This window comes from Planctobacterium sp. AWH2_060 (assembly GCF_056158425.1).
The window spans coordinates 4418432-4438632 of record NZ_JBSWTG010000001.1 but is presented as its reverse complement, the minus strand read 5'-3'; the positions used below and the strand labels follow the sequence as shown (position 1 = coordinate 4438632).

17 protein-coding genes are annotated in these 20201 nt (G+C 46.2%); 7 read left to right on the top strand and 10 right to left on the bottom strand.

Annotated features, from left to right (window positions below; genetic code table 11):
* Positions 1–11: 11 nt before the first annotated feature.
* The 3 genes from ACXAD8_RS19110 to ACXAD8_RS19100 all read right to left on the bottom strand — a co-directional run bounded on the left by ACXAD8_RS19110 (position 12) and on the right by ACXAD8_RS19100 (position 3106).
* Complete coding sequence (locus ACXAD8_RS19110; protein WP_475231548.1) at positions 12–962, bottom strand: GNAT family N-acetyltransferase; 951 nt, start codon at positions 960–962, stop codon at positions 12–14.
* Positions 963–964: 2 nt separating this feature from the next.
* Positions 965–1867, bottom strand: coding sequence for a class I SAM-dependent methyltransferase (locus ACXAD8_RS19105; protein ID WP_475231547.1), 903 nt, complete (start codon positions 1865–1867; stop codon positions 965–967).
* 363 nt (positions 1868–2230) lie between these two features.
* A complete protein-coding gene (locus ACXAD8_RS19100; protein WP_475231546.1) occupies positions 2231–3106 on the bottom strand; it encodes a helix-turn-helix transcriptional regulator in 876 nt (291 codons plus the stop codon).
* Between the two features lie 168 nt (positions 3107–3274).
* Here ACXAD8_RS19100 and ACXAD8_RS19095 point away from each other — a divergent pair, with 168 nt between their 5' ends.
* The 3 genes from ACXAD8_RS19095 (at position 3275) to ACXAD8_RS19085 (ending at position 6682) form a co-directional block, all read left to right on the top strand.
* Positions 3275–4108 carry an alpha/beta hydrolase gene (locus ACXAD8_RS19095; protein WP_475231545.1) on the top strand — a complete coding sequence of 278 codons (834 nt, stop codon included), beginning with the start codon at positions 3275–3277 and terminating at the stop codon, positions 4106–4108.
* 706 nt (positions 4109–4814) lie between these two features.
* Positions 4815–6143, top strand: a complete 1329-nt coding sequence (locus tag ACXAD8_RS19090) for an alpha-amylase family glycosyl hydrolase (RefSeq protein ID WP_475233023.1) — start codon at positions 4815–4817, stop codon at positions 6141–6143.
* Positions 6144–6196: 53 nt separating this feature from the next.
* Entirely contained in the window at positions 6197–6682 is a 486-nt protein-coding gene (locus ACXAD8_RS19085; protein WP_475231544.1) for a hypothetical protein, read from the top strand.
* A gap of 607 nt (positions 6683–7289) precedes the next feature.
* Here the strand turns inward: ACXAD8_RS19085 and ACXAD8_RS19080 are convergent.
* Positions 7290–8996 carry a sodium:solute symporter family protein gene (locus ACXAD8_RS19080; RefSeq protein ID WP_475231543.1) on the bottom strand — a complete coding sequence of 569 codons (1707 nt, stop codon included), beginning with the start codon at positions 8994–8996 and terminating at the stop codon, positions 7290–7292.
* 9 nt (positions 8997–9005) lie between these two features.
* Positions 9006–9272: a DUF4212 domain-containing protein gene (locus tag ACXAD8_RS19075; protein WP_475231542.1), complete on the bottom strand. Its 267-nt coding sequence runs from the start codon at positions 9270–9272 to the stop codon at positions 9006–9008.
* Between the two features lie 130 nt (positions 9273–9402).
* On the opposite strand from ACXAD8_RS19075, the gene ACXAD8_RS19070 reads away from it, so the two are divergent.
* Positions 9403–12819: a PAS domain-containing hybrid sensor histidine kinase/response regulator gene (locus ACXAD8_RS19070; RefSeq protein WP_475231541.1), complete on the top strand. Its 3417-nt coding sequence runs from the start codon at positions 9403–9405 to the stop codon at positions 12817–12819.
* Between the two features lie 152 nt (positions 12820–12971).
* Complete coding sequence (locus ACXAD8_RS19065) at positions 12972–13646, top strand: YoaK family protein (protein ID WP_475231540.1); 675 nt, start codon at positions 12972–12974, stop codon at positions 13644–13646.
* Positions 13647–13674: 28 nt separating this feature from the next.
* Here the strand turns inward: ACXAD8_RS19065 and ACXAD8_RS19060 are convergent, their stop codons facing one another.
* Together ACXAD8_RS19060 and ACXAD8_RS19055 are read right to left on the bottom strand one after the other, a co-directional pair.
* Complete coding sequence (locus ACXAD8_RS19060; protein WP_475231539.1) at positions 13675–14148, bottom strand: LIC12192 family sporadic carbohydrate cluster protein; 474 nt, start codon at positions 14146–14148, stop codon at positions 13675–13677.
* Complete coding sequence (locus tag ACXAD8_RS19055) at positions 14141–14947, bottom strand: sporadic carbohydrate cluster 2OG-Fe(II) oxygenase (RefSeq protein WP_475231538.1); 807 nt, start codon at positions 14945–14947, stop codon at positions 14141–14143. The genes ACXAD8_RS19060 and ACXAD8_RS19055 overlap by 8 nt, the downstream gene beginning before the upstream one ends.
* 351 nt (positions 14948–15298) lie before the next feature.
* Between ACXAD8_RS19055 and zigA the strand changes: the two genes are divergently transcribed.
* Positions 15299–16504: a zinc metallochaperone GTPase ZigA gene (zigA, locus tag ACXAD8_RS19050; RefSeq protein ID WP_475231537.1), complete on the top strand. Its 1206-nt coding sequence runs from the start codon at positions 15299–15301 to the stop codon at positions 16502–16504.
* Position 16505: 1 nt separating this feature from the next.
* Positions 16506–17150 (top strand): DUF1826 domain-containing protein, encoded by a 645-nt coding sequence (locus tag ACXAD8_RS19045; RefSeq protein WP_475231536.1) that lies wholly within the window; start codon positions 16506–16508, stop codon positions 17148–17150.
* A gap of 172 nt (positions 17151–17322) precedes the next feature.
* Here the strand turns inward: ACXAD8_RS19045 and ACXAD8_RS19040 are convergent, their stop codons facing one another.
* The 3 genes from ACXAD8_RS19040 to ACXAD8_RS19030 all read right to left on the bottom strand — a co-directional run bounded on the left by ACXAD8_RS19040 (position 17323) and on the right by ACXAD8_RS19030 (position 20132).
* Complete coding sequence (locus ACXAD8_RS19040; protein WP_475231535.1) at positions 17323–17667, bottom strand: hypothetical protein; 345 nt, start codon at positions 17665–17667, stop codon at positions 17323–17325.
* A 175-nt stretch (positions 17668–17842) separates the two neighbouring features.
* The gene (locus tag ACXAD8_RS19035) at positions 17843–18715 is read right to left on the bottom strand and encodes a hypothetical protein (RefSeq protein ID WP_475231534.1); all 873 of its coding nucleotides are present in this window, start codon (positions 18713–18715) and stop codon (positions 17843–17845) included.
* A 157-nt stretch (positions 18716–18872) separates the two neighbouring features.
* Entirely contained in the window at positions 18873–20132 is a 1260-nt protein-coding gene (locus tag ACXAD8_RS19030; protein WP_475233022.1) for a mechanosensitive ion channel family protein, read from the bottom strand.
* Between the last annotated feature and the right edge of the window lie 69 nt (positions 20133–20201).

Here is a 20201-nt window from a genome sequence, read left to right as displayed (position 1 = left end):
AGAAGATCTGGTTACTCGGTTTCAGCAACCACATCCTTTGCCAGGTGACCGTATTTGAGGTTCATAATCATGCTTTGGCTGCGTTTGCTGATCATGCGCATCAAAGTTAGCGCTTTGTTGGAATCTTCCACAAAGCGCTTAAAGAAGGTTTCTTTGGTCATAACCATCATTTGCAAATCGGTTTTGGCCACTACATCAGCACTGCGCTTTTCGCCCGTGATCAATGCCAGTTCACCAAACATTTCTCCCGGCTCTAATGTCGCCAGCACGGTGTTCTTTTCTGGTATTCGCACTTCGGCACAGCCATCAATGATAATAAAGGCCTCAGCCCCTTCATCTCCGGCTTTAACGATAGTTTCTCCTGCTTTGCAGAACCAGCGTTGATAATCCATGATGAAGTCATGCAGTTTATTCTGACGAATAAACTCGACAAAAAAGTCTTTAATATCAGCCATATCCATCAAGAGAGGTAAAACTTGATAATCCAGATGCGGGTCGTGAAACTGCTCACCCACTTTTTTAAAACCGATACGCCGAAGCAAAGGCGCAATGGTTGGATTGATTGGAGCCACAACATGAGTGATGTTATTAGAAATGGCGTAATAGGCCGCCATTAAAATGAGTCCCATGGCGATTTTCTCACCACGGTAATCCTGGTGAACACAAAACATACCGGAATGCATTACCCGGGCATCTTTGGGTACATATGGACGAAAATCAAAATACTCATCCGCAGGCAAGCCGCAACTGTCATCCATTGAAAAACGAAAGGCCCCCACCGTTTCCCCGTTGTGCTGAGCCATCATTTGTACCGAGGAAGGAAAGGCATCAAAGCGATCATACAGGCGCTTTTCACTATTGCCTTGCAATATATTTTCCTGCTCCGCAAACACCAGGTGCCGTAGCCGAAAAACACTATCCAATTCTGCAGTACTATCTGCCAGGCGCATACAAATCGGCATATTTACGCCTCCCCTGTTGAGGTCGAGACAGCAAAAGCACCGTATTCCCCCTTGTGCAGGCGTTGCTGACAGTCTGGAATAAACTGCTGTCGAAACACGTCACTGTTGGCGGTTTCCTGCAATTTGAAATCTGACTGTTCAATAAAGGCTTTTAAATGATTTTCATCGCACAGCCAGTTTAGCGGCTCCCCTTTTAGTTTCAGGTAAAGCTTCAATAAGGGTCCGTAAGATTCCGGATGATTACTGGCAGGCTCTACCGCAGTAAACACTAATTGTCTGGGGCTGCTATCAAGCAAATCCAGTAAAGACTGCAACAGGCTGTATATTTGCTCTGGTGTCAAATACATAAGCACCCCTTCGACGATGCACACAGTCGGCTTTTCTGGTGCAAAAGCACTGCACTGTCCCAGCTCCTGCTGCAAGGTTTGATGAGTAAAGTCCACCGGTAAAAAATGCAGGTTATCCAGTTTTAATTGCTCAGAAGTCAGGGCCTGCTTCTTAACCGCGTGAGTGGCGGGATGATCAATTTCAATACAATTGAGCTGAGTATTTTCTTCCGCCAGTCGATAGAGAAGCGTATCAAACCCGGCCCCGAGATTAATTATTTGAGTGGCACCAGCGTCAATCGCCTCACGTACCTTCTTTTCAATATAGGCCTTGCGCAGCCCATAATGGAGGCTAATGGAGGGCAACAGCAATCGTTCCATTAACGGCAACAATAACTTACCGGCCCCTGAGTTAATTTGCTTTAGTCTTTTTCGCCCTTGGGCGGAACTTTGCAGGATATGGATGCCCAGCTCACGGTTTCGCGGTGACACCAGGTGACTAAATTCAGGTTTTTGTGCCACAAAGAGCAATCCTTGTAACACGGTATAGGCGGTAGAACTGGCTTCATTATCCTTCACTATTTTCTCCCCTCAATTTTTATAGTCCAAAAGAGCTTAAGGAGGTTAACCAGCCCGACATTGCTTTTCGCCATCAGCCCGGAAGTCGATCCTTCGCCCTGTTTACAGCCAAATATGGAATAGTAACCTCCAAAGTAGAGGTAAATGCTTCAGAAGTCCATGAGTAAGTGAACTGAATTTTAATCAGCACGATCCTACCGGACGAGGAAATGATGATTCAGAAGGCGTCAGTTTTCATCAAATACAATGGAGATGCCCTTAAAAAAACTGATGTAATAATTAGAAATGTGATTTTGATCTGCAAATACCTTACTGAACAAAATTAATAGCAGGGGCATGTATAAAGCGCTGTATGGAGTTTTTTTAAGCTGAATGCAGCATTTTTCGGTATTTTGCCGGTGTCACACCGCAAAACTTTTTAAAGTAATTACTGAAATGACTTTGGTGGCTGAAACCATAGTGTAAGGCGATATCGGTCAGGGAACTTTGCCCTTTAAGTAAGCCTTTGGCCCACTCCACACGATGCCGTAAAATATAATCCGCTGGGCTGTCACCAAAACTCAGCTTAAACATGCGTGCAAAGTGGTAAGGGCTGAGCGCCAACTTGGCGGCAAGCATTTCAATGCTCAACTTATCGCCAAGGTTATTCAGAATATAAGTTTTAATAGTGCGTCTGTCTTGGGGCGATAAACCGCCAGCGACACTGTTCTTGAGCGCCCCGGTGTCGCAATATTTGGCCAACAGATCGCAAGAGAGACTGCTTAACATTTGCTCCAGATAAATGTGCTCTATTGCCGAACCGAAGTTCAAAGCATTGATAAAGCTAAGGATTTGATGACTAAGTGCCTGATCCTGTTGATACACCAAATCCCGCAAATTGGCGAATCGAGCGTCCATGTCAAAGTGTCTCTCTGCTTCTCGCCGTAACAGGGTATCAGGCACATATAAATGCGCTATTCGAATAGGCTCCAGTGTTTGCCATTGACTCCAGTGGCCTTGCGGCATCAGGCAAAGTGCGCCGGGATGACCTTTTTTATCAGGCATATCTTTGCGGTAGGTACGATGCCCTCCACTTAAATAGAGGCTGAGTGTATGACCCTGTTCGTACTGATATTGCACGTTATTCGCCGGAACATCCCATACCCGAAAAGTCACCCCTTGGGGTAAATCCAATGACTGAGATAAGGCAAGTTGCTGTGAAGTATTCCCGGTAGGTTTATTGGCATGAAACCTTAACATAACGACTATCCGTGGCTGTCCTGTGAAGAAGCATAAACAAAAAGCGCAAGATTTTGCAATTGTTCCTCACCGAAATGCATTAAGGTTGAAAGCAACAATAACCTTTAAAATAAAATGCTATTTGCTATGAAAACAATTCTTCCAGTTATCATTTTAGTTATGAGTTCTATGGCTTTTTCATGGTCGGCGCAAGCCACTGGCAGTGAAGCCGAGCCGATAATCAGTGGTCATTGGCATAACATGAACTCAACGATTATGCAGGAAAACCGACAATTCGCAGTGTATCTGCCCCGCTCTTATCAACAACAACCTGAAAAAACCTATCCGGTGCTCTATGTGTTAGACGGGGGCGTGACTAAAGTTCGAGGCATCACTGGCATGGTGGAATCATTAGGCGCAGAAGATTTAAACCAACAAATACCGGAATTCATTATTGTCGCGATACCCAATACTAATCGCTCCAGAGACTTAACACCGACAAAAACAGATTTGGCTTTTAAAGGTAAGGTGCTGGACGAATTAAAAGACAATAGTGGCGGTGCCGATCGCTTTGCCCGCTTTATTCAACAGGAATTGATCCCCCACATTGATTCTACTTACCGCTCCAACCAGCAAAAGGGGATTTTGGGGATGTCTTTTGGCGGGTTATTTGTCGCGCATGTACTTTTAACCCAGCCAGAATCATTTGATCAGTACCTGATTGCCGATGCTACCTTTGTTTGGGACGACAATTATCTGAACCGAACTCTGGCCAAAAATCAGGATAAGCTGAAAGACACCCAACTCAGTGTCTTTATCGGGTTAGCCAACAACGACCATCTGGGGGAACTGGGCATGACCAACCGCCAATGGGGCAATGAGTTTATTGCCGGACTTAACGCACTAAACAATCCTGATTTGCACATCAGCTCTCACTACTTTCCGGATGAACAGCACGCAACCGTGATGTTTCTGGCCTATTATTACGGTCTTATTGAGCTATTTGCACCGCAATCAAAATAACCCCGCAATAGGGGTATCCGTACAGAGCGAGAACATGAATGCTCATTTAGTGTCCAAAAACTAATAATGTTCATTTAGAGATAAACCAAAACCGATTCGTTTATGGGTTCGGCTCCGCCAATATTTGTTCGGAGTGCTGAACCTAATCTCCCTTTACGCGCAATAAACTACGACATCAGTTAAAACAACGATGAGAGCTATCAGGGATGATAGCTCAATCAATGCCCAGCACAGGGATGTGCTGTCATTGATGGTCGTCGTTGTTCTGATGGCGAAGTTTATGCTTTTGCGCGTCAGGGGCTGCGGGGGATTCTTAAGGGGGGCGCAGCCCGGTCACCTTAAGGCGCAGTCGGCGCCCCGACAATAATTTTAATCAAATAATAATGGTAAAAAAATAGACTGCGGCGCCGAAAAAAGTCTACCTTAGAGCCAGTAAATAGGTTGAGTTTTAGCTAGACGATAACTCCTGTGCCCACTACACACTCGCGATCTAGCCCTGATAACTGTATGCAAGACTGCTCCTACCACACCCGGCCTTATGGCGCTTTTAAACTGAATACGTATGCAGTTATTTGATACTGCGGCGAGTTGTTATCTATAGTTGAAGGCTAATAGTTAAAGGCTAAATTTTGAACCAATTGGTATTGGGAGTAGTATGCGTTTGTCGATTCGTTGTTGTGTGAGTGTCTGTTTAAGTCTGCTTTTAATGGCCTGTGGTAGCACATCAGAGGTGGTTGATCCTTATCAGCCACAGCCCTATGTCAAGCTGACCCACCCGGAATGGTCTAAAAACGCCACTATGTACCAGATCAATACCCGTCAGTTTACCCCAGAAGGTACATTTGCTGCGGCTCAGCAACAATTGTCCCGCCTGAAAGAGTTGGGCATAGACGTACTGTGGCTGATGCCAGTACACCCCATAGGTGAAGAAAACCGCAAAGGCACTTTGGGTAGCCCCTATTCGGTAAAAGATTATCTAAAAGTTAACCCTGAATTTGGCACCCTGGAAGACTTAAAAGCCTTTGTTGATGCCGCCCATGACTTAGGTATGTACGTCATTTTGGATTGGGTTGCAAATCACACCGCGTGGGACAACTGGATGCGTTATGAGCACCCAGAATGGTATGACCGTGACTACAAAGGCGATTTCCGACCGACTCCCTGGTGGGATTGGTCGGATATTATCGATTTAGACTTCTCTCAGCCTGAGCTTCGCAAGTATATGACGGAAGCCATGAAATATTGGGTGGCTGAAGTGGGCATCGACGGCTATCGCTGTGACGTGGCCGGATTCGTGCCGGTGGATTTCTGGAATAATGTACGCAAAGAGCTGGATGTCATAAAACCGGTATTAATGCTGGCGGAATGGGAATCTAGGGATCTACATGCCGAAGCCTTTGATATGACTTACGCCTGGTCCTGGTCAAAGACCATGCATGAAATCGTCAAGGGCCATGCCGATGTTAATGGCCTATTTGTTTATTACTCCTGGAATGAAAGTGCTTTTCCGGCTGAAGCCTATCGCATGGTGCATGTGGCCAATCACGACACTAATGCCTGGGAAGGCAGCATGTTCGAAAACTATGGCGAAGCGCTGGATGCGGTGATTACTTTATCAGTGGTTGGCGAAGGCTTCCCCATGATGTACAACGGCCAGGAAGCCGGCAACGCCAAACGACTGGCCTTTTTTGAAAAAGATCCCATTGTCTGGAAACCTCACCCCATTGGTGACCTGTACAAAACCTTATTCGCCCTGAAACATGACAACAAAGCGCTATGGAATGGTCAGTTTGGTGGTCGAATGGTGCATGTCCCCAACACTGAGGCTAAAAACGTGCTGAGTTTTGTCAGAGAAAAAGACGGCGATAAAATTTTCGCGGTATTTAATTTCTCTCACTCCCCCAAAACCGTGGCATTTAAAGAGAATCTGTATCATGGTGAATACCTAGATGTATTTTCTAATACCAAAATAAACCTCAATGAAAACAGTGAGATGACATTACCGGCGTGGGGCTATCGGGTTTTGCAAAACTAAATCTGCTTATTAAAAGTTATACTTAAGCTACTTAGTTGTAGCGGTATTATTTAATGAAGAAAAAAGCGCTTTGCCTGCTGGTTTTAGCGGGTATTTGTTCGGGTCAGACAATGGCCCAAAGCTGTCAGGCTTTAGTGGAATTACAAACCGGGGCGGTGAAGGAAGCCAACCGCCTGTTTGAAGGTTCGCCAAATCGCTTCTCTATAGTTGTTTGCAACAATCAGGGTGAAGCAATCTATCGCCAGTTTTATGCGCAAATTCACTTTGAAAGAACCCGGGCATTGAGTATTCCCACCGCAGGGCTTTCGCCTGTTAATGCGCCACTGCAGCCAGACAATCGCTCCAAAACTACCGGCCTGATAGCTGCCGAAGATGAATCTGCAAATCAATTTAGTATCAAGTTGAGAACCCGATACAGCAACGGCGATGCCGTGGACTATTCGGCCACAAAACAGATCACGCCCGGTCAAAGTGTGATCTTTCAGGACCAAGGGTTTACCGTTGGCGTGGTACGCCTGGGTGGAAACAAGCTTCGCTAATAATGCCCTAGGATAATTTTGAGCAGCACTCGGATTTAGCCTGAGCTAACTGAAACCAAAATCTAATTGTTTTGGCTGCGTTTTAAATTATCGATATTGAAGTACTCAACCTACCTAAAGGCTCTAATTTTGACTTTGATGGCTGGTAATTTTTTTTCGGTGCGGTAGTCAAATTCAACCATTATCATATGATTGAAATCATTGTCGGGGCGCCGACTGCGCCTTAAGGTGACCGGGCTGCGCCCCCCTTAAGAATCCCCCGCAGCCCCTGACGCGCAAAAGCATAAACTTCGCCATCAGAACAACGACGACCATCAATGACAGCACATCCCTGTGCTGGGCATTGATTGAGCTATCATCCCTGATAGCTCTCATCGCTGTTTTAACTGATGACGCAGTTTATTGCGCGTAAAGGGGGAGCTCGGTTAAGCACTTCTAACAAATACAGGCGTAATCGAACCGACAAACGAAACTGTTTTACTTAATCCATAAAAGGAAACTATTAGTTTCTGGACTCCATGTTCATTAAATGATGACTCATGCCTTCACCCTGAATAAAGCCCGCTAAATCGCGGGCTTGTCAGTTAACACAATAGCTTCAAATTAGTCAGTGTGCCTGCGCATCACCCGCACCTTGTGGATAACGGATATCTTCCACCATTTGCTGCACATCTTCAGGTGCTTCCTCTCCCAGTTTGTAAACAACAAAGGCAACCGCAAAGTTAATCAACATCCCGATGGTGCCAATACCTTCAGGTGATATCCCCAATAACCAGTTTTCTGGGGTGCTGGCGGCGGGATTAATAAACTTAAAGTAGATAATGTAAGAGGCCGTAAAACCAATCCCGGCTAACATCCCGGCAACCGCTCCACGGCTGGACATTTTCTTGTGAAAGATCCCCAGAATAATCGCGGGAAAGAATGAGGATGCAGCCAAACCAAAGGCAAATGCCACCACCTGAGCGACAAATCCTGGAGGATTGATACCCAGATAACCGGCAATAGCAATACCCACAGCGGCAGCCAGTCTGGCGTAAAACAGCTCCTGTTTGTCAGTAATCTGCGGCATCAAGTTACGCTTTAATAGGTCATGGGACACTGAGGTTGAGATAACCAGTAATAATCCTGCGGAAGTGGACAGCGCCGCCGCCACACCACCGGCGGCTACCAATGCAATCACCCACACTGGCAAATCGGCGATTTCCGGATTAGCCAACACCATGATATCGCGGTCCACTTGCATCTCGTTGCGCTCATCACCGGAATAAAACATCTTACCGTCGCCGTTTTTGTCGTCCCACTGAATTAGCCCGGTCTTTTCCCAATTCTTAATCCAGGAAGCCGCTTCACTGTACTCCGTACCTGTTTGATCTGTGCCATTGATGGTTTCAATCATGTTGACCCTGGCAAATGAAGCGATGGCAGGCGCAGTAGTATAAATCAATGCGATAAACACCAGCGCCCAACCGGCACTTTTCCGCGCATCGCGCACTTTAGGTACGGTAAAAAAACGCACGATTACATGAGGTAATCCCGCAGTACCCACCATGAGCGCGGCGGTGATACAAAACACATCAATCATACTTTTGGTGCCGGAAGTATATTCCGTAAACCCCAGTTCGGTAGATAAGCCGTCCAGCTTCTGCAATAAAGACTGCCCCGAACCATCGGCCAAATCAGCCCCAAAACCAAACTGCGGGATCACATGGCCGGTCATAATGATGGAAATAAATACCGCCGGCACCAGATAGGCAAAGATCATGACGCAGTATTGCGCAACCTGGGTGTAAGTAATCCCCTTCATGCCGCCCAATACAGAATAGAAAAACACGATGCCCATGCCAATGATGACGCCCATCGTTATATCCACTTCCAGAAAACGACTGAATACAACCCCAACGCCGCGCATCTGTCCCGCCACATAGGTAAAACAAACAAAGATGGCACACACCACAGCAACGGTTCTGGCAGTCTGGGAATAATAACGATCACCAATGAAATCCGGCACAGTGAACTTACCAAATTTACGCAGGTAAGGCGCGAGACACAGTGCGAGTAACACATAACCACCTGTCCACCCCAATAGATACACAGAGCCGTCGTAACCCATGAAGGAAATTAACCCAGCCATGGAAATAAAAGAGGCCGCTGACATCCAGTCTGCAGCAGTAGCCATGCCATTGGCCACCGGATTAATGCCGCCACCAGCAACATAGAATTCTTTAGTGGAGCCAGCTTTCGCCCAGATGGCGATACCTATGTAAAGCGCGAATGTGATGCCCACCACAATAAAGGTCATTGTTTGAATATCCATGATGTGCTCCTACTCTTCGCTTACGTTAAATTCTTTATCGAGCTGATTCATCTTCACGACATAAACAAAGATGAGCACCACAAAGACATAAATTGCCCCCTGTTGGGCAAACCAGAACCCTAACTTAAAGCCAAAGAATGGAATTTGATTCAGGACATCCACCAGCAGGATGCCGCAGCCAAATGAAACACCAAACCAGATCGCCAATAGCGTCAACATTAGCCGGATATTGCGTCGCCAGTAGGCTGTTTTTTGTTCTTCTGATTGAAAAGCCATATTTTTCTCCGATTTACCCTGCTTAAGATAGACAGTTAATGACGATCAGCAAATAGGACCTTGGTCCCAATGAGGCTATAGTCCCAAATTACTGTGCTACACTGCCGCAAAAACAACAGAACAGCAATTTATGACGTTAATCTGGTTTGCATTGGCGGCCGGTTACCTGGGGTTTATTTTCTGGTTAGGTAGCTGGGGCGATGGTCGCAGTCACAAAGCCAAAAAACTCAGCTCTCATCCCTTAGTGTACAGTTTTGCGCTGGCCATTTACTGCACCGCCTGGACCTATTTTGGTGCCGTGGGCGAAGCTGCGCGTAATCAGTGGAATTACCTGCCCATTCTCATCGGGCCAATTTTGCTTTATCTGTTTGGCTACCCACTGATCATCAAATTAATCGAAGTCAGTAAAAAGCAACACGTTACCACCATAGCTGATTTGGTGTCCTCCCGTTATGGCAAGCGACAAAATATCGCCCTGATGGCAACCCTGATCGTGTTGCTCGCCACGATTCCCTACATCGCATTGCAATTACAGGCCATCGGCACCGCATTTAGTCTGGTGTCCGGCGAGCAAAACGCCACCTTAATTGTACTCACCGCCACGCTCTTTATCGGGGTGTTTTGTGTTATTTTCGGCACCCAAAAAACCGATGTTACGGAATACCGTCACGGCCTGATGCTGTCCATTTCGTTTGAGTCGGTACTAAAAATCGTCGCCTTAACCTGCATCGCGCTTTTCGCACTGTGGAGTGTCTCTACAGAATCCGACTTATTCAGTGAACGATTTCTGCAAGCACAGGCTGTAGAAAATAGTTTTTTCAAGCTGTCATTTTGGTTACAGGCTTTGATTGCGGCGATTGCCGTGCTCTGTTTACCACGGCAATTTCACGTAGCAATTATCGATAACCTCAATATTAAACACGTAGCCACTGCGCGCTGGGTATTTCCCGGATATCTGGCCCTTACAGCGATACTCATTCCCATCATCGCCACGGCGGGCACACACCTGTTTGCGGGTCAAAATGTTGCGCCTGACAGTTATGTTATCGCCATAGCCACTGAATCAGGCAACGGCTTTTTACAAGCCATGGTGTTTTTGGGCGGTTTATCTGCGGCAACTGCCATGATCATTGTTTCCACCTTAACCCTGAGCACCATGCTCAGCAACGATGTGATATTACCTAAACTGCTGAATAAATCGGACCGATTGCACCACAGGCAGTCCCACATTCACTTTATTTTGTGGCTTCGTCGAGGGGTTATCGCCGGCATATTGGTATTGAGTTTCAGTTATCACATTTTCTTATCCGGCAATATGTCGCTATCCAGCATTGGCCTGCTGGCCTTTTCGTTGGTGATCCAGTTGTCTCCGGCATTATTGGGCGGCCTGTATTGGCAACGAGCCCATGCCCATGGCGTTATCGCCGGATTAATAGCCGGGATATTTACCTGGATTCTGTTGTTGATTTTTCCTCTGGTTACCGGCACAACAACCACCAGCTTGGACAGTGATACCATCAGTGTCACCGCGTCCATTGCCCTCAGCATCAATACCCTGTTTTTCGTACTGTTTTCCATGATGGCGCGACCAAACCTGATGGACAAGTTGCAGGCCCAGAGCTTTGTTACCGCACAAGAAGTTACCCCGCCAGAACCGATTCAGAGCACGTCGGGTATTAAGAATGAAGACCTTATCACTGTGTTGCGTACGTTTTTAGGTAGCAAGCGAACTCAGCAATTGCTCTCCGACTTCGAATCGTCTCAGCAACAACGCATTCATCCCGATGATTCTCCCCAGCAGGACTTCGTTGTTTTTTGTGAGCGCTCATTAGGCGGTGTGATTGGAGCGCCCAGCTCTAATCTGCTGATCAATGCCGTGCTGAAAAACCAGCAGATGAATTTCGAACAGTTGGTGTCCGTGTTCGACGATACCACTCAGGCTATTCAAACCAATCAAAACACCTTGTTTGCCTCACTGGAAAGCCTGGCGCAGGGGATCAGTGTAATTGACAAAGACTTGTGCCTTGTGGCCTGGAACAAGGCTTATCTGGATATCTTCGATTACCCGGAAGAACTTATCAAAGTGGGTACTCCAATCGAGAACCTGGTGCGCTACAACGCCCAACGAGGCGAATGTGGCTTTGGTGATGTGGAAAACCTGGTGCACAAACGCATGGAGCATCTGAGAGCCGGTAAACCCCATAAGTTTGTGCGCCAACGCAGCGACGGCCGGGTAATTGAAATGATTGGTAACCCGCTTCCCCACGGCGGCTTTGTCACCAGCTTCAATGACATCTCCGAACACATTGAATTTCAAAGGGCTCTGAAAGAAGCCAATATCGACCTGGAAAAACGCGTGTCTTCCCGCGCCGACGAGGTTAAAGCGATTAACTCTGAGTTGCGCAAGGAAATAGAACGCCGGGCCGAAGTAGAACGCCAGTTAGTCGAAGCGCGCGAATTGGCAGAAAAAGCCAATGCCTCAAAAACGCAATTTTTAGCCTTAGCCAGCCACGATATTTTACAACCCATCAATTCTGCCAAACTCTATCTGTCGGCCACTGAAGGCATGACCATGTCGCCAGAATTACAACAAACCCTGCAAAAACTGGATCAGAGTCTGCAGGCCGGTGAGAACCTGATAGCGACATTGCTGGAAATTGCTCGCCTGGATCAGGGTGCCTTAAAACCCAATTTAAGCCCTCAAAACCTGAGCAAACTCTTATCGGGTTTGGTTACAGAGTTCACCACTTTGGCTGAGCAAAAACACCTAAAGCTAAGACTGCATTGCCCAAGAGAATATTGGGTTTTGGCGGACCCGGTGTATCTGCACCGCATTGTGCGCAACCTGCTGTCGAACGCCCTAAAATACACCTATAACGGCGGCGTGTTACTAAGTGTTCGCCAGCGCCAACAACAACTGTTATTGCAGGTGTGGGATACCGGAGAAGGGATTTCACAGCACAACCAACAGCACATCTTTCAAGACTTTTACCGCGCCCACGATGGTCAGGAGGCCGGTCTGGGTTTAGGCCTGGCGGTAGTGGCTCGACTGAGCAAATTAATGGATATGCCGTTAACCCTGCGCTCACAATTACATCAGGGCAGTTGTTTTTCCTTGCAGATGCCAGTAGCACAGCAACAGGTTCAACCTGAACTCCCCGCGGATACTAATAAGCAGGACATAGCCAGGCTCAGTGCCTTATGCCTGGATGATGACAAACAAAATCTGGATGCCATGCAAACCCTGTTGGCTCGCTGGCAAATCAGCACACAACTGGCAGATAACTTTGAACAAGCCCAGAAGATAATCGAAGCCTCACCACCGGATGTATTGTTGGTGGACTATCATCTGGCAGAACGGCGCACCGGCCTAGACTTTATCCGTCTTGTGCGCAAGGGAGCAAACGCTCATATTCCCGCGATTTTGATTACCGCCGAGCGGGATGAAAACATTATCCAACAAGCCAAGGAGTTAGGTATCAGTTACTTACCGAAACCAGTAAAACCCGCCAAGTTAAGGGCACTGTTGAAAAGTTTCAGGTTGTGATAGTGCATTGAGGAAAAATAGCCAGATTGGATGTTTTGTCTTTTTAAAAACCATTGTTGATTTTTCTATCGATTCAAGACAAGAGAGCATCGCTGCAAAAACCAATAAGGAGTACAATGTGGAACCAAGTTAGGCGGTAGGGGTCGCGAAGATTGATATCACAATTACCAAAATGGGTAGAAGTTGGAGCTTTTGTTTTAGCCCTGATCGCTGGCAGTGTGAATGCCATAGGGCTGCTTGGTTTTGAGCATCAATCGGTTTCCCATTTATCCGGAACGGCAACACTACTCGGTACAGAAATATTAAGAAACTCGGCATATAACTCTTATCACCTACTAGGAATATTGTTTGCTTTTTTAGTTGGCGCCAGCCTCGCAGGATTTTTATTGCACGGTTTTACATTAAAATTAGGACGGCACTACGATACGGTACTTATTATAGAGTCAATTTTCTTGCTCGTTTCTGCGTGGCTGCTGATCTCAGGTTCTTTCTACGGTCACTTTTTTGCATCTGCAGCTTGCGGCCTTCAAAATGCGATGGCAACAACCTACAGCGGAGCCATAATAAGAACTACCCATGTGACAGGCATCTTTACAGATTTAGGAATAATGATTGGAGCTGTAATGAGAGGCCAGAAGCTCGACAAACGCAAAGCAAAACTCTTCACGTTCATTATTGTTGGGTTTATTCTTGGCGGAACTATTGGCACTGTGCTGTTCTCAAAACATCAGTTTTACGCTTTAATAATTCCAGCGTCTGTATGTATATTAATTGCAATTATCTATCGCTTTTATTCAAGGTTTCGCAATATTCAAATGGACTCGTAGTATTTTTAAGTACTGTATTCGATATTACTCAAAGCGCCTCAAAAAAGGCTTTAACGAATGGGTCCTGCGGGTCCATTTTTAAGCGAAAGCTTTGATAAACATTATTAAGCGGCGCGTCAGGCAGACAGTTCACCACTTCGATGACATCTTCAAACTTCTCAATATCTGCCTGGGTTTTTAACACCATCTCTTCCAATGCCGAGTGCAACACACAACCACTGGCTAGTATATTGTCGTAGATGCGCAAACGCTTTGCTTTGCGCTTGGGCAGCATAAAAGCACTGAATAAAATAACGCCTTCCAGTTTTGGTAACTCTGCCAAAATATCTTCCAGCATCATGTAGCACCCTGGCATGGCAAATTCCGTTGAGCTCAACAGATATTGCAATTGCTTTTTATTGGCGTAATCCCGAATCACCAGGTTTTGTACCCGCTGAGGGTGAGAAACAGCTCGGATTGGGCGACTACTGACATAGCCGCGATAGCCCTGTTGCTTAGTCACTGAAGCCTCCAGGATACTCAAACTCCATACCAATTCGCGTAGCTCCACGTATGGTAATAGGATCAAAGTATTCACCCAATCGCTTACCAGCATAAGGGGTAAACAGGCCTTTAAAACGGATGTTAATGGACCAACGGGTGGTGGCTTCTTTGTTGACTCTGCCGCCGTGCATTACCGTCGGGGTAAACAGCAAGACATGTCCATAAGGCACTTCCGGCCAAACTAAATCTGATTCTACTGCCTGAAACAAAGTGTCGGTGCCTTGCTCTTTAAAACTACTGAGTTTTTGGCGCCATTGACGATCTTTTTCAGGCGGACAAAGGAACACGCTTTTGGTGCGGTAACAATCGACGAAGGGCACCCACAGAACCACTTCAAAGGGCGAACATTCCGACCCCCAGGCGTCGGAGTGCAGGTGAACTATGGAGCTGTCGTCTTCCGGTAACAAGACGCTCATGCCCATATTGCGCTGCATGGCCAATTCATTGCCAATCAGGGTTTCCAGCAAGGATTGTGCGGTAGAGAAATAAGCCTCTCTGAACCAATCCGTGGCCATCAGGCCCGAAATCAGGTGCAGGCGCAAATCGTTGAGTTGCTGTGGGCCAATAATATCCGCGATCTGATCTAAAAACTGGCCGATATCTTCAGGCAGTTTCACGCCCAAATGGTCAGCGGTGAGCTCTGCGACTTTTTGTCGAATGCGATTTAGCGCAGCGAGATTTTCTGCCGGGTGAATGACATAGCCATCGTTTAAAAAGCGCTGCGTCAGTAACCGCTCCTGTTCTCTCAGTAAATTCATCTACCTACCTGTTGCATTGATTCATTTCTTCTTTTTGCTTTATAGCATTAGTGTAACCCGAACAATAACTGCTGTAATCCGGCAAACCTCAAAGATAGCAGTCATCAAAAGCTTGTCCTTGATATCCATCAAGCACTTAGCTTGTTATCGGCCAACCGGAGATAATTTCAATGACATGCAGCTGATGAAACCATCATGACAAGAAAAACGAAGAACTTATCCTCATACCGTCAGGCGAGATAACATATTGCAAAGACATCAAATTGATATAATATAACATTTCACAATGTACACTGAGATGCCCATTGGCTATCGGCATTTCCGATACTACTTTTTAGGTTCTACACCAATATGTCACAAAATCTAACGCAACTACCGGTAACGGTTCTTTCAGGATTTCTGGGTGCCGGCAAAACCACCGTACTTAATCATATCCTTAATAATCGCGAAGGATTAAAAGTCGCGGTTATTGTCAATGATATGAGTGAAATCAATATTGATGCAGCGACGGTACAAAATGAGATCAGCTTTAACCGTTCAGAAGAAAAGCTGGTAGAAATGAGTAATGGTTGCATCTGCTGTACGCTGAGAGAAGACCTTTTGGAAGAAGTAACCCGCTTAGCTAAAGATGGCAAATACGATTACCTGGTCATCGAATCTACGGGAATATCAGAACCGTTGCCAGTAGCTGAAACCTTTACCTTTGCCGATGAAGACGGTATCAGCCTGTCGGATGTTGCCAAATTAGATACCATGGTTACCGTCGTCGACGCTCTTAACTTTTTAAAGGATTATGATCAGGCCAAATCCTTGCAAGAGGTGGGTGAGAGCCTGGGAGAAGAGGATGAGCGCAGCGTAGCAGACTTATTGGTAGAGCAAATTGAGTTTGCGGATGTCTTATTGATAAGCAAAACCGACCTTGTATCAATTTCAGAGCTGGAACGATTAAAAAGCATCCTGAAAACCCTCAATACAGAAGCTCAACAAATTCCTATTGAGCACGGCAATGTGCCACTCAATCAAGTATTAGCTACGCAAAAATTTAGTTTTGAAAAAGCGCAACAGGCACCGGGCTGGCTAAAAGAGTTGCGCGGTGAGCATGTCCCGGAAACCGAAGAATTTGGTATCAGTAGCTTCACTTTTGAAGCCAGACGCCCTTTCCATCCGCAAAAATTCTATGACTTTCTACACAGTAAAGAGATAGCCGGGAAACTCATTCGCTCCAAAGGTTTTTTCTGGTTGGCGACGCGGCCCCACTTTGCCGGAAGCTGGAGTCAGGCAGGCGGAATGGCCAGATACGGTGCTGCGGGCTTATTCTGGAAAGCACTACCTCGTGATGAGTGGCCTGACGATCCAGATTATCTTAAAGAGATAGAAAAGCGGTGGGTTGAACCCTTTGGTGATATGCGACAAGAATTGGTTTTTATCGGTCAGGGCCTGAACAAGCAGGATATTATTGCTCGCCTCGAGGGCTGCCTGCTGACCGAAGAGCAAGTATTGGCAGGCGTGGACAGCTGGTCAGAATTACCTGATCCCTTTCCTGGCTGGGGGCACTAAAATGGAAGCACTAAAAATAGCCGAATTTGACGGCTCAATAGCTGACGACTCTCCAATGGTGCTTAGTGAAATTTTTTCAGCGGAGCATAGTTTAGTTGTCTGGCAACGTGTTAATGATGAGACAATTAGCAACTATTTTTCTTCAGCCAATGCCAAGCTGGGCATGGGCCTCAGAGGTGTTTATTCAATCGAAGCACTTAGAACTGAATTGCAACAAGAGCTACCAGACGGAGAAGGAAAGCTAGCTGCCATCGAAGACATTTACCTGTTGTCGGATATGTTAACCTGCCTTTTTAACTGTGGTCATGTTGGTCTCAGGTTGGTGCCTTTAGCGTCAGCAATGTGTCCAAAATTTCATTCAGATAATATCCAGGTTCGCCTGGTAAACACCTATCTGGGCCCGGGCACAGAATGGTTACCTTCAGGCTCCGTAGCAGCAGATTTCAATAATAAGCCTTTTGTTATGGCAAATTGTTCAACAGCTTCATTCAAAAAAGATAAACGGATCAGGCAGTTGTCCACTTTTGATGTGGCCCTGTTGAAAGGCAGTGCTTGGGAAAATCAGGAACATATGGCCTGCTTACATCGTTCCTGTCAGTTAGAAAAAAACACCAGACGAGTATTGCTAACTTTGGACCCAATGTGATCCCTCGTAAATAGCGCAGATTTAACTTGTCGAGTTTGACAGTTAAATATCGTCCTGTTCAGCACAGTCATCGCATTGATTATACCTGTTCCAGCTTCGTTAAGATCTTTGCTTTGTTAGCACAAGGTTGTAGCGCCTGTTTCGCTTCAGGCGCTACAATATTCACTCATCGTTAGCTATGTGACTCATGCACATGACTACCGTGCTGATGATGCCAATGACCATCGTGGTTGTATTCTACCAAGCCCTTATGAACCCGGGTATCATGACCACAAGCGGTACTGTGCCCATGCTCGTGCTTGGGATGATGTTTGATGCCTGCTTCGTGCGTCTCTCCGGCGTGCTGGTGATGGTCATGACCATCGTGGTCGTAATCAAAGTGGTCGCCGTGCCACTCAGCAGCGTGGCCACAGTCCATATTGTGTTTATGTTCGTGAGAACCATGGTTGCTATGTTCGGCAAAAGCCAGGGAACTGACAGCGAAGGATATTATTGAAACCAATATTGATATTTTCATATTCTTAGTTCTTTTAATTTGTTTAAAGCTTAATCGGGAACTAAGAAAATAGAATACATTTCCAGATTGGGGAAAGAACGAATAATCATTGGATTTTCTGACAATCTGTAAAAGCTGAATAAATTTGTTATAACGTTACACGCTGGATTACTGGCATAGTTAAACTAACCGGGACTTATTGGCCCCTGAGATTAATGTAATTGGGGCTGGTTTTGACATCCGGATCTGGCTCAGGGCTATTTAGATAAATAAAGCGCGCATTTTGCCATTGTGATATTGGAAAAATGTGCCTGGTGTAATCATGCTTTTCCATCAATTCACGATGTTGACCACTATCAATAAAGCGTCGAAACACCGCTTCCAATCTCTCGGCTAACAACACATCGGCTTTTCTGACATAAAGATATGAAGCAAAGTCATATTGCATCACTATTGACTTACTTAAGGTAATAGAAGGAAAGGTCTTTTGATAGGTAACCAGTTCGCCTGCCACTTCGTGAATACCACGAGGGAACATATCGCAGCGGCCCTGCGCCAGCATCTTCGCCATAGACTCATTGTTGGACACTCGGGCAACGTCGATACCATTAAATTCCAAAATGTCAGCATCCAGCCATGCGGCCCCCTGGCATGCTCTGAAGGTTCTTAAGCCATCCACCTCTTCAATCTTAGAAAATCGCTCAACATCATGTTCGCGAATAAGAGCGATGCGATACCCCAACAAACCACCATCGACAGGTAACGGGACTTTAATGGCTTCGGCATTCAACCGTTTTTCGGCTCCGGCCCAATGAATATCAATCACTTTTCGCTTCAACAGAATATCCAATCTCTGTTGCCGATAGACATCTTCGTTAATTTGGATCAGCTCGTAGTGATCGGCCAGCTCAGGATCCTGCCAAAGCAGATTCATAAAATCAGCAATAAAGATCTGTCCCATATGGGCATTTTCTGCATGGCCCAACACCTTTACAGGTTGTTTAGCCGAGACAGAGGCAGCTGCGAAAAGTATTACTGCGAGTATGGAGCAACGTAAAAATAGCAACATAATTAGTGCGCCAGCCTCTTATTTTCCGCAAAACTGCTATTGCTAAGTATAGTGTATAAGTAATGGCTTGCTAACCTGTTACTGGCTTGTACACAAGCACACAGTTGCTCTGTATTGAAGCGCTTCTGAGTGTTTACGCAATAAGTAAAAAACGCCATTAGTCTGATGTTGTGTTTCTCATGGTCATTGCTGAGCCATCCAATACCCGAACCTCCCGCTGCGGGAACGGAATTTCAATGTTGTGCTCCCGCAAGGTTTCAAACACGATCAACAACAGATCGCCACCAACGCGGTTTTTACCGTCGTCGATACCCACCATCCAGAATTCCACAAACATATTCACACCCGAGTCACCAAATGAGTCAATTTCACAATCGGGGCGCTCTTCAAATGGGATATCTTCGCCACTGATGACTTGGGGATGTTTGCCCACTGCTTCTTTAATAATTTCGCACATGGCGCGAATATCGGTTTTGTAAGCCACACTGAAATCGATGCGATAACGCTGTTTTGGATCCTTGTGAGTCCAGTTGATCATTAAAGAGTTAATGAACTTCTCGTTGGGCACCAGGATATCTTTACCGTCATAGGTTTCCAGTACCGTGTAGCGCATCCTAAATTCCCGTACAAAGCCTTTACTGCCATCTTCCAGCTCCACAAAATCACCAATGGTGAGCGAGTGGTCCATCAGAATGATGATCCCTGAGATAAAGTTTGAAGCAATACTTTGCAAGCCTAAACCTAAGCCCACGCCGACCGCACCGCCAAATACCGCCAATGCCGTCAGATTAATCCCCATTATGTTGAGCAACAACACAAACATGACGCAGAACAGCGCCACCTCAAACACCTTGGTAAAGACTTCTTTGGTGGTGACATCCAGTTTTTGATGGTTGCGAATGATTTCCTTACCAACATTGCGTGAGGCTCTGCCCAGCCAGAACAGCACCACACCAAAGATCACCACTCGGGCAACGCCATAACTGGAGACTTCAACGTTCCCCACGGTAATCGACATGGACTCCATCACAGCCACGATGCCAGGCAAAATACCCACTAAATGTAAAAAGACCACCGGCAAAATAACCCAACGCATAAAGGCGGCGATATTTTCACTGTCTACCAGGGCACGTACCACGGTGTTTAGGAACAACAGCACAGCTACAACTAAGGCCACATTAAGTAACCAGGCGTCAAACTGATATTGTTCGCCTAAAACCGTCGAGAGTTTCAGGAAAGAAATAGACAAGATAGGAAAAATGATGCCCACTAATTTATAACCCAATACCTTCAGCGTGTGAGCACCACTTTCCGGCGCTTTGGTTGCAGGCGCAATGCGGTTGCGTATTTGGCTGGCGGTGAGATAGGCGAATAAATAGATGGTTAAAATGATGGACAGTTGTACTATAAAGCCCATGCTCAACACGGCTTCCTGAGCCGTTAGCCAATACTGGTTCAACGTCGCCCCTAACGAATCTGTGGCGCT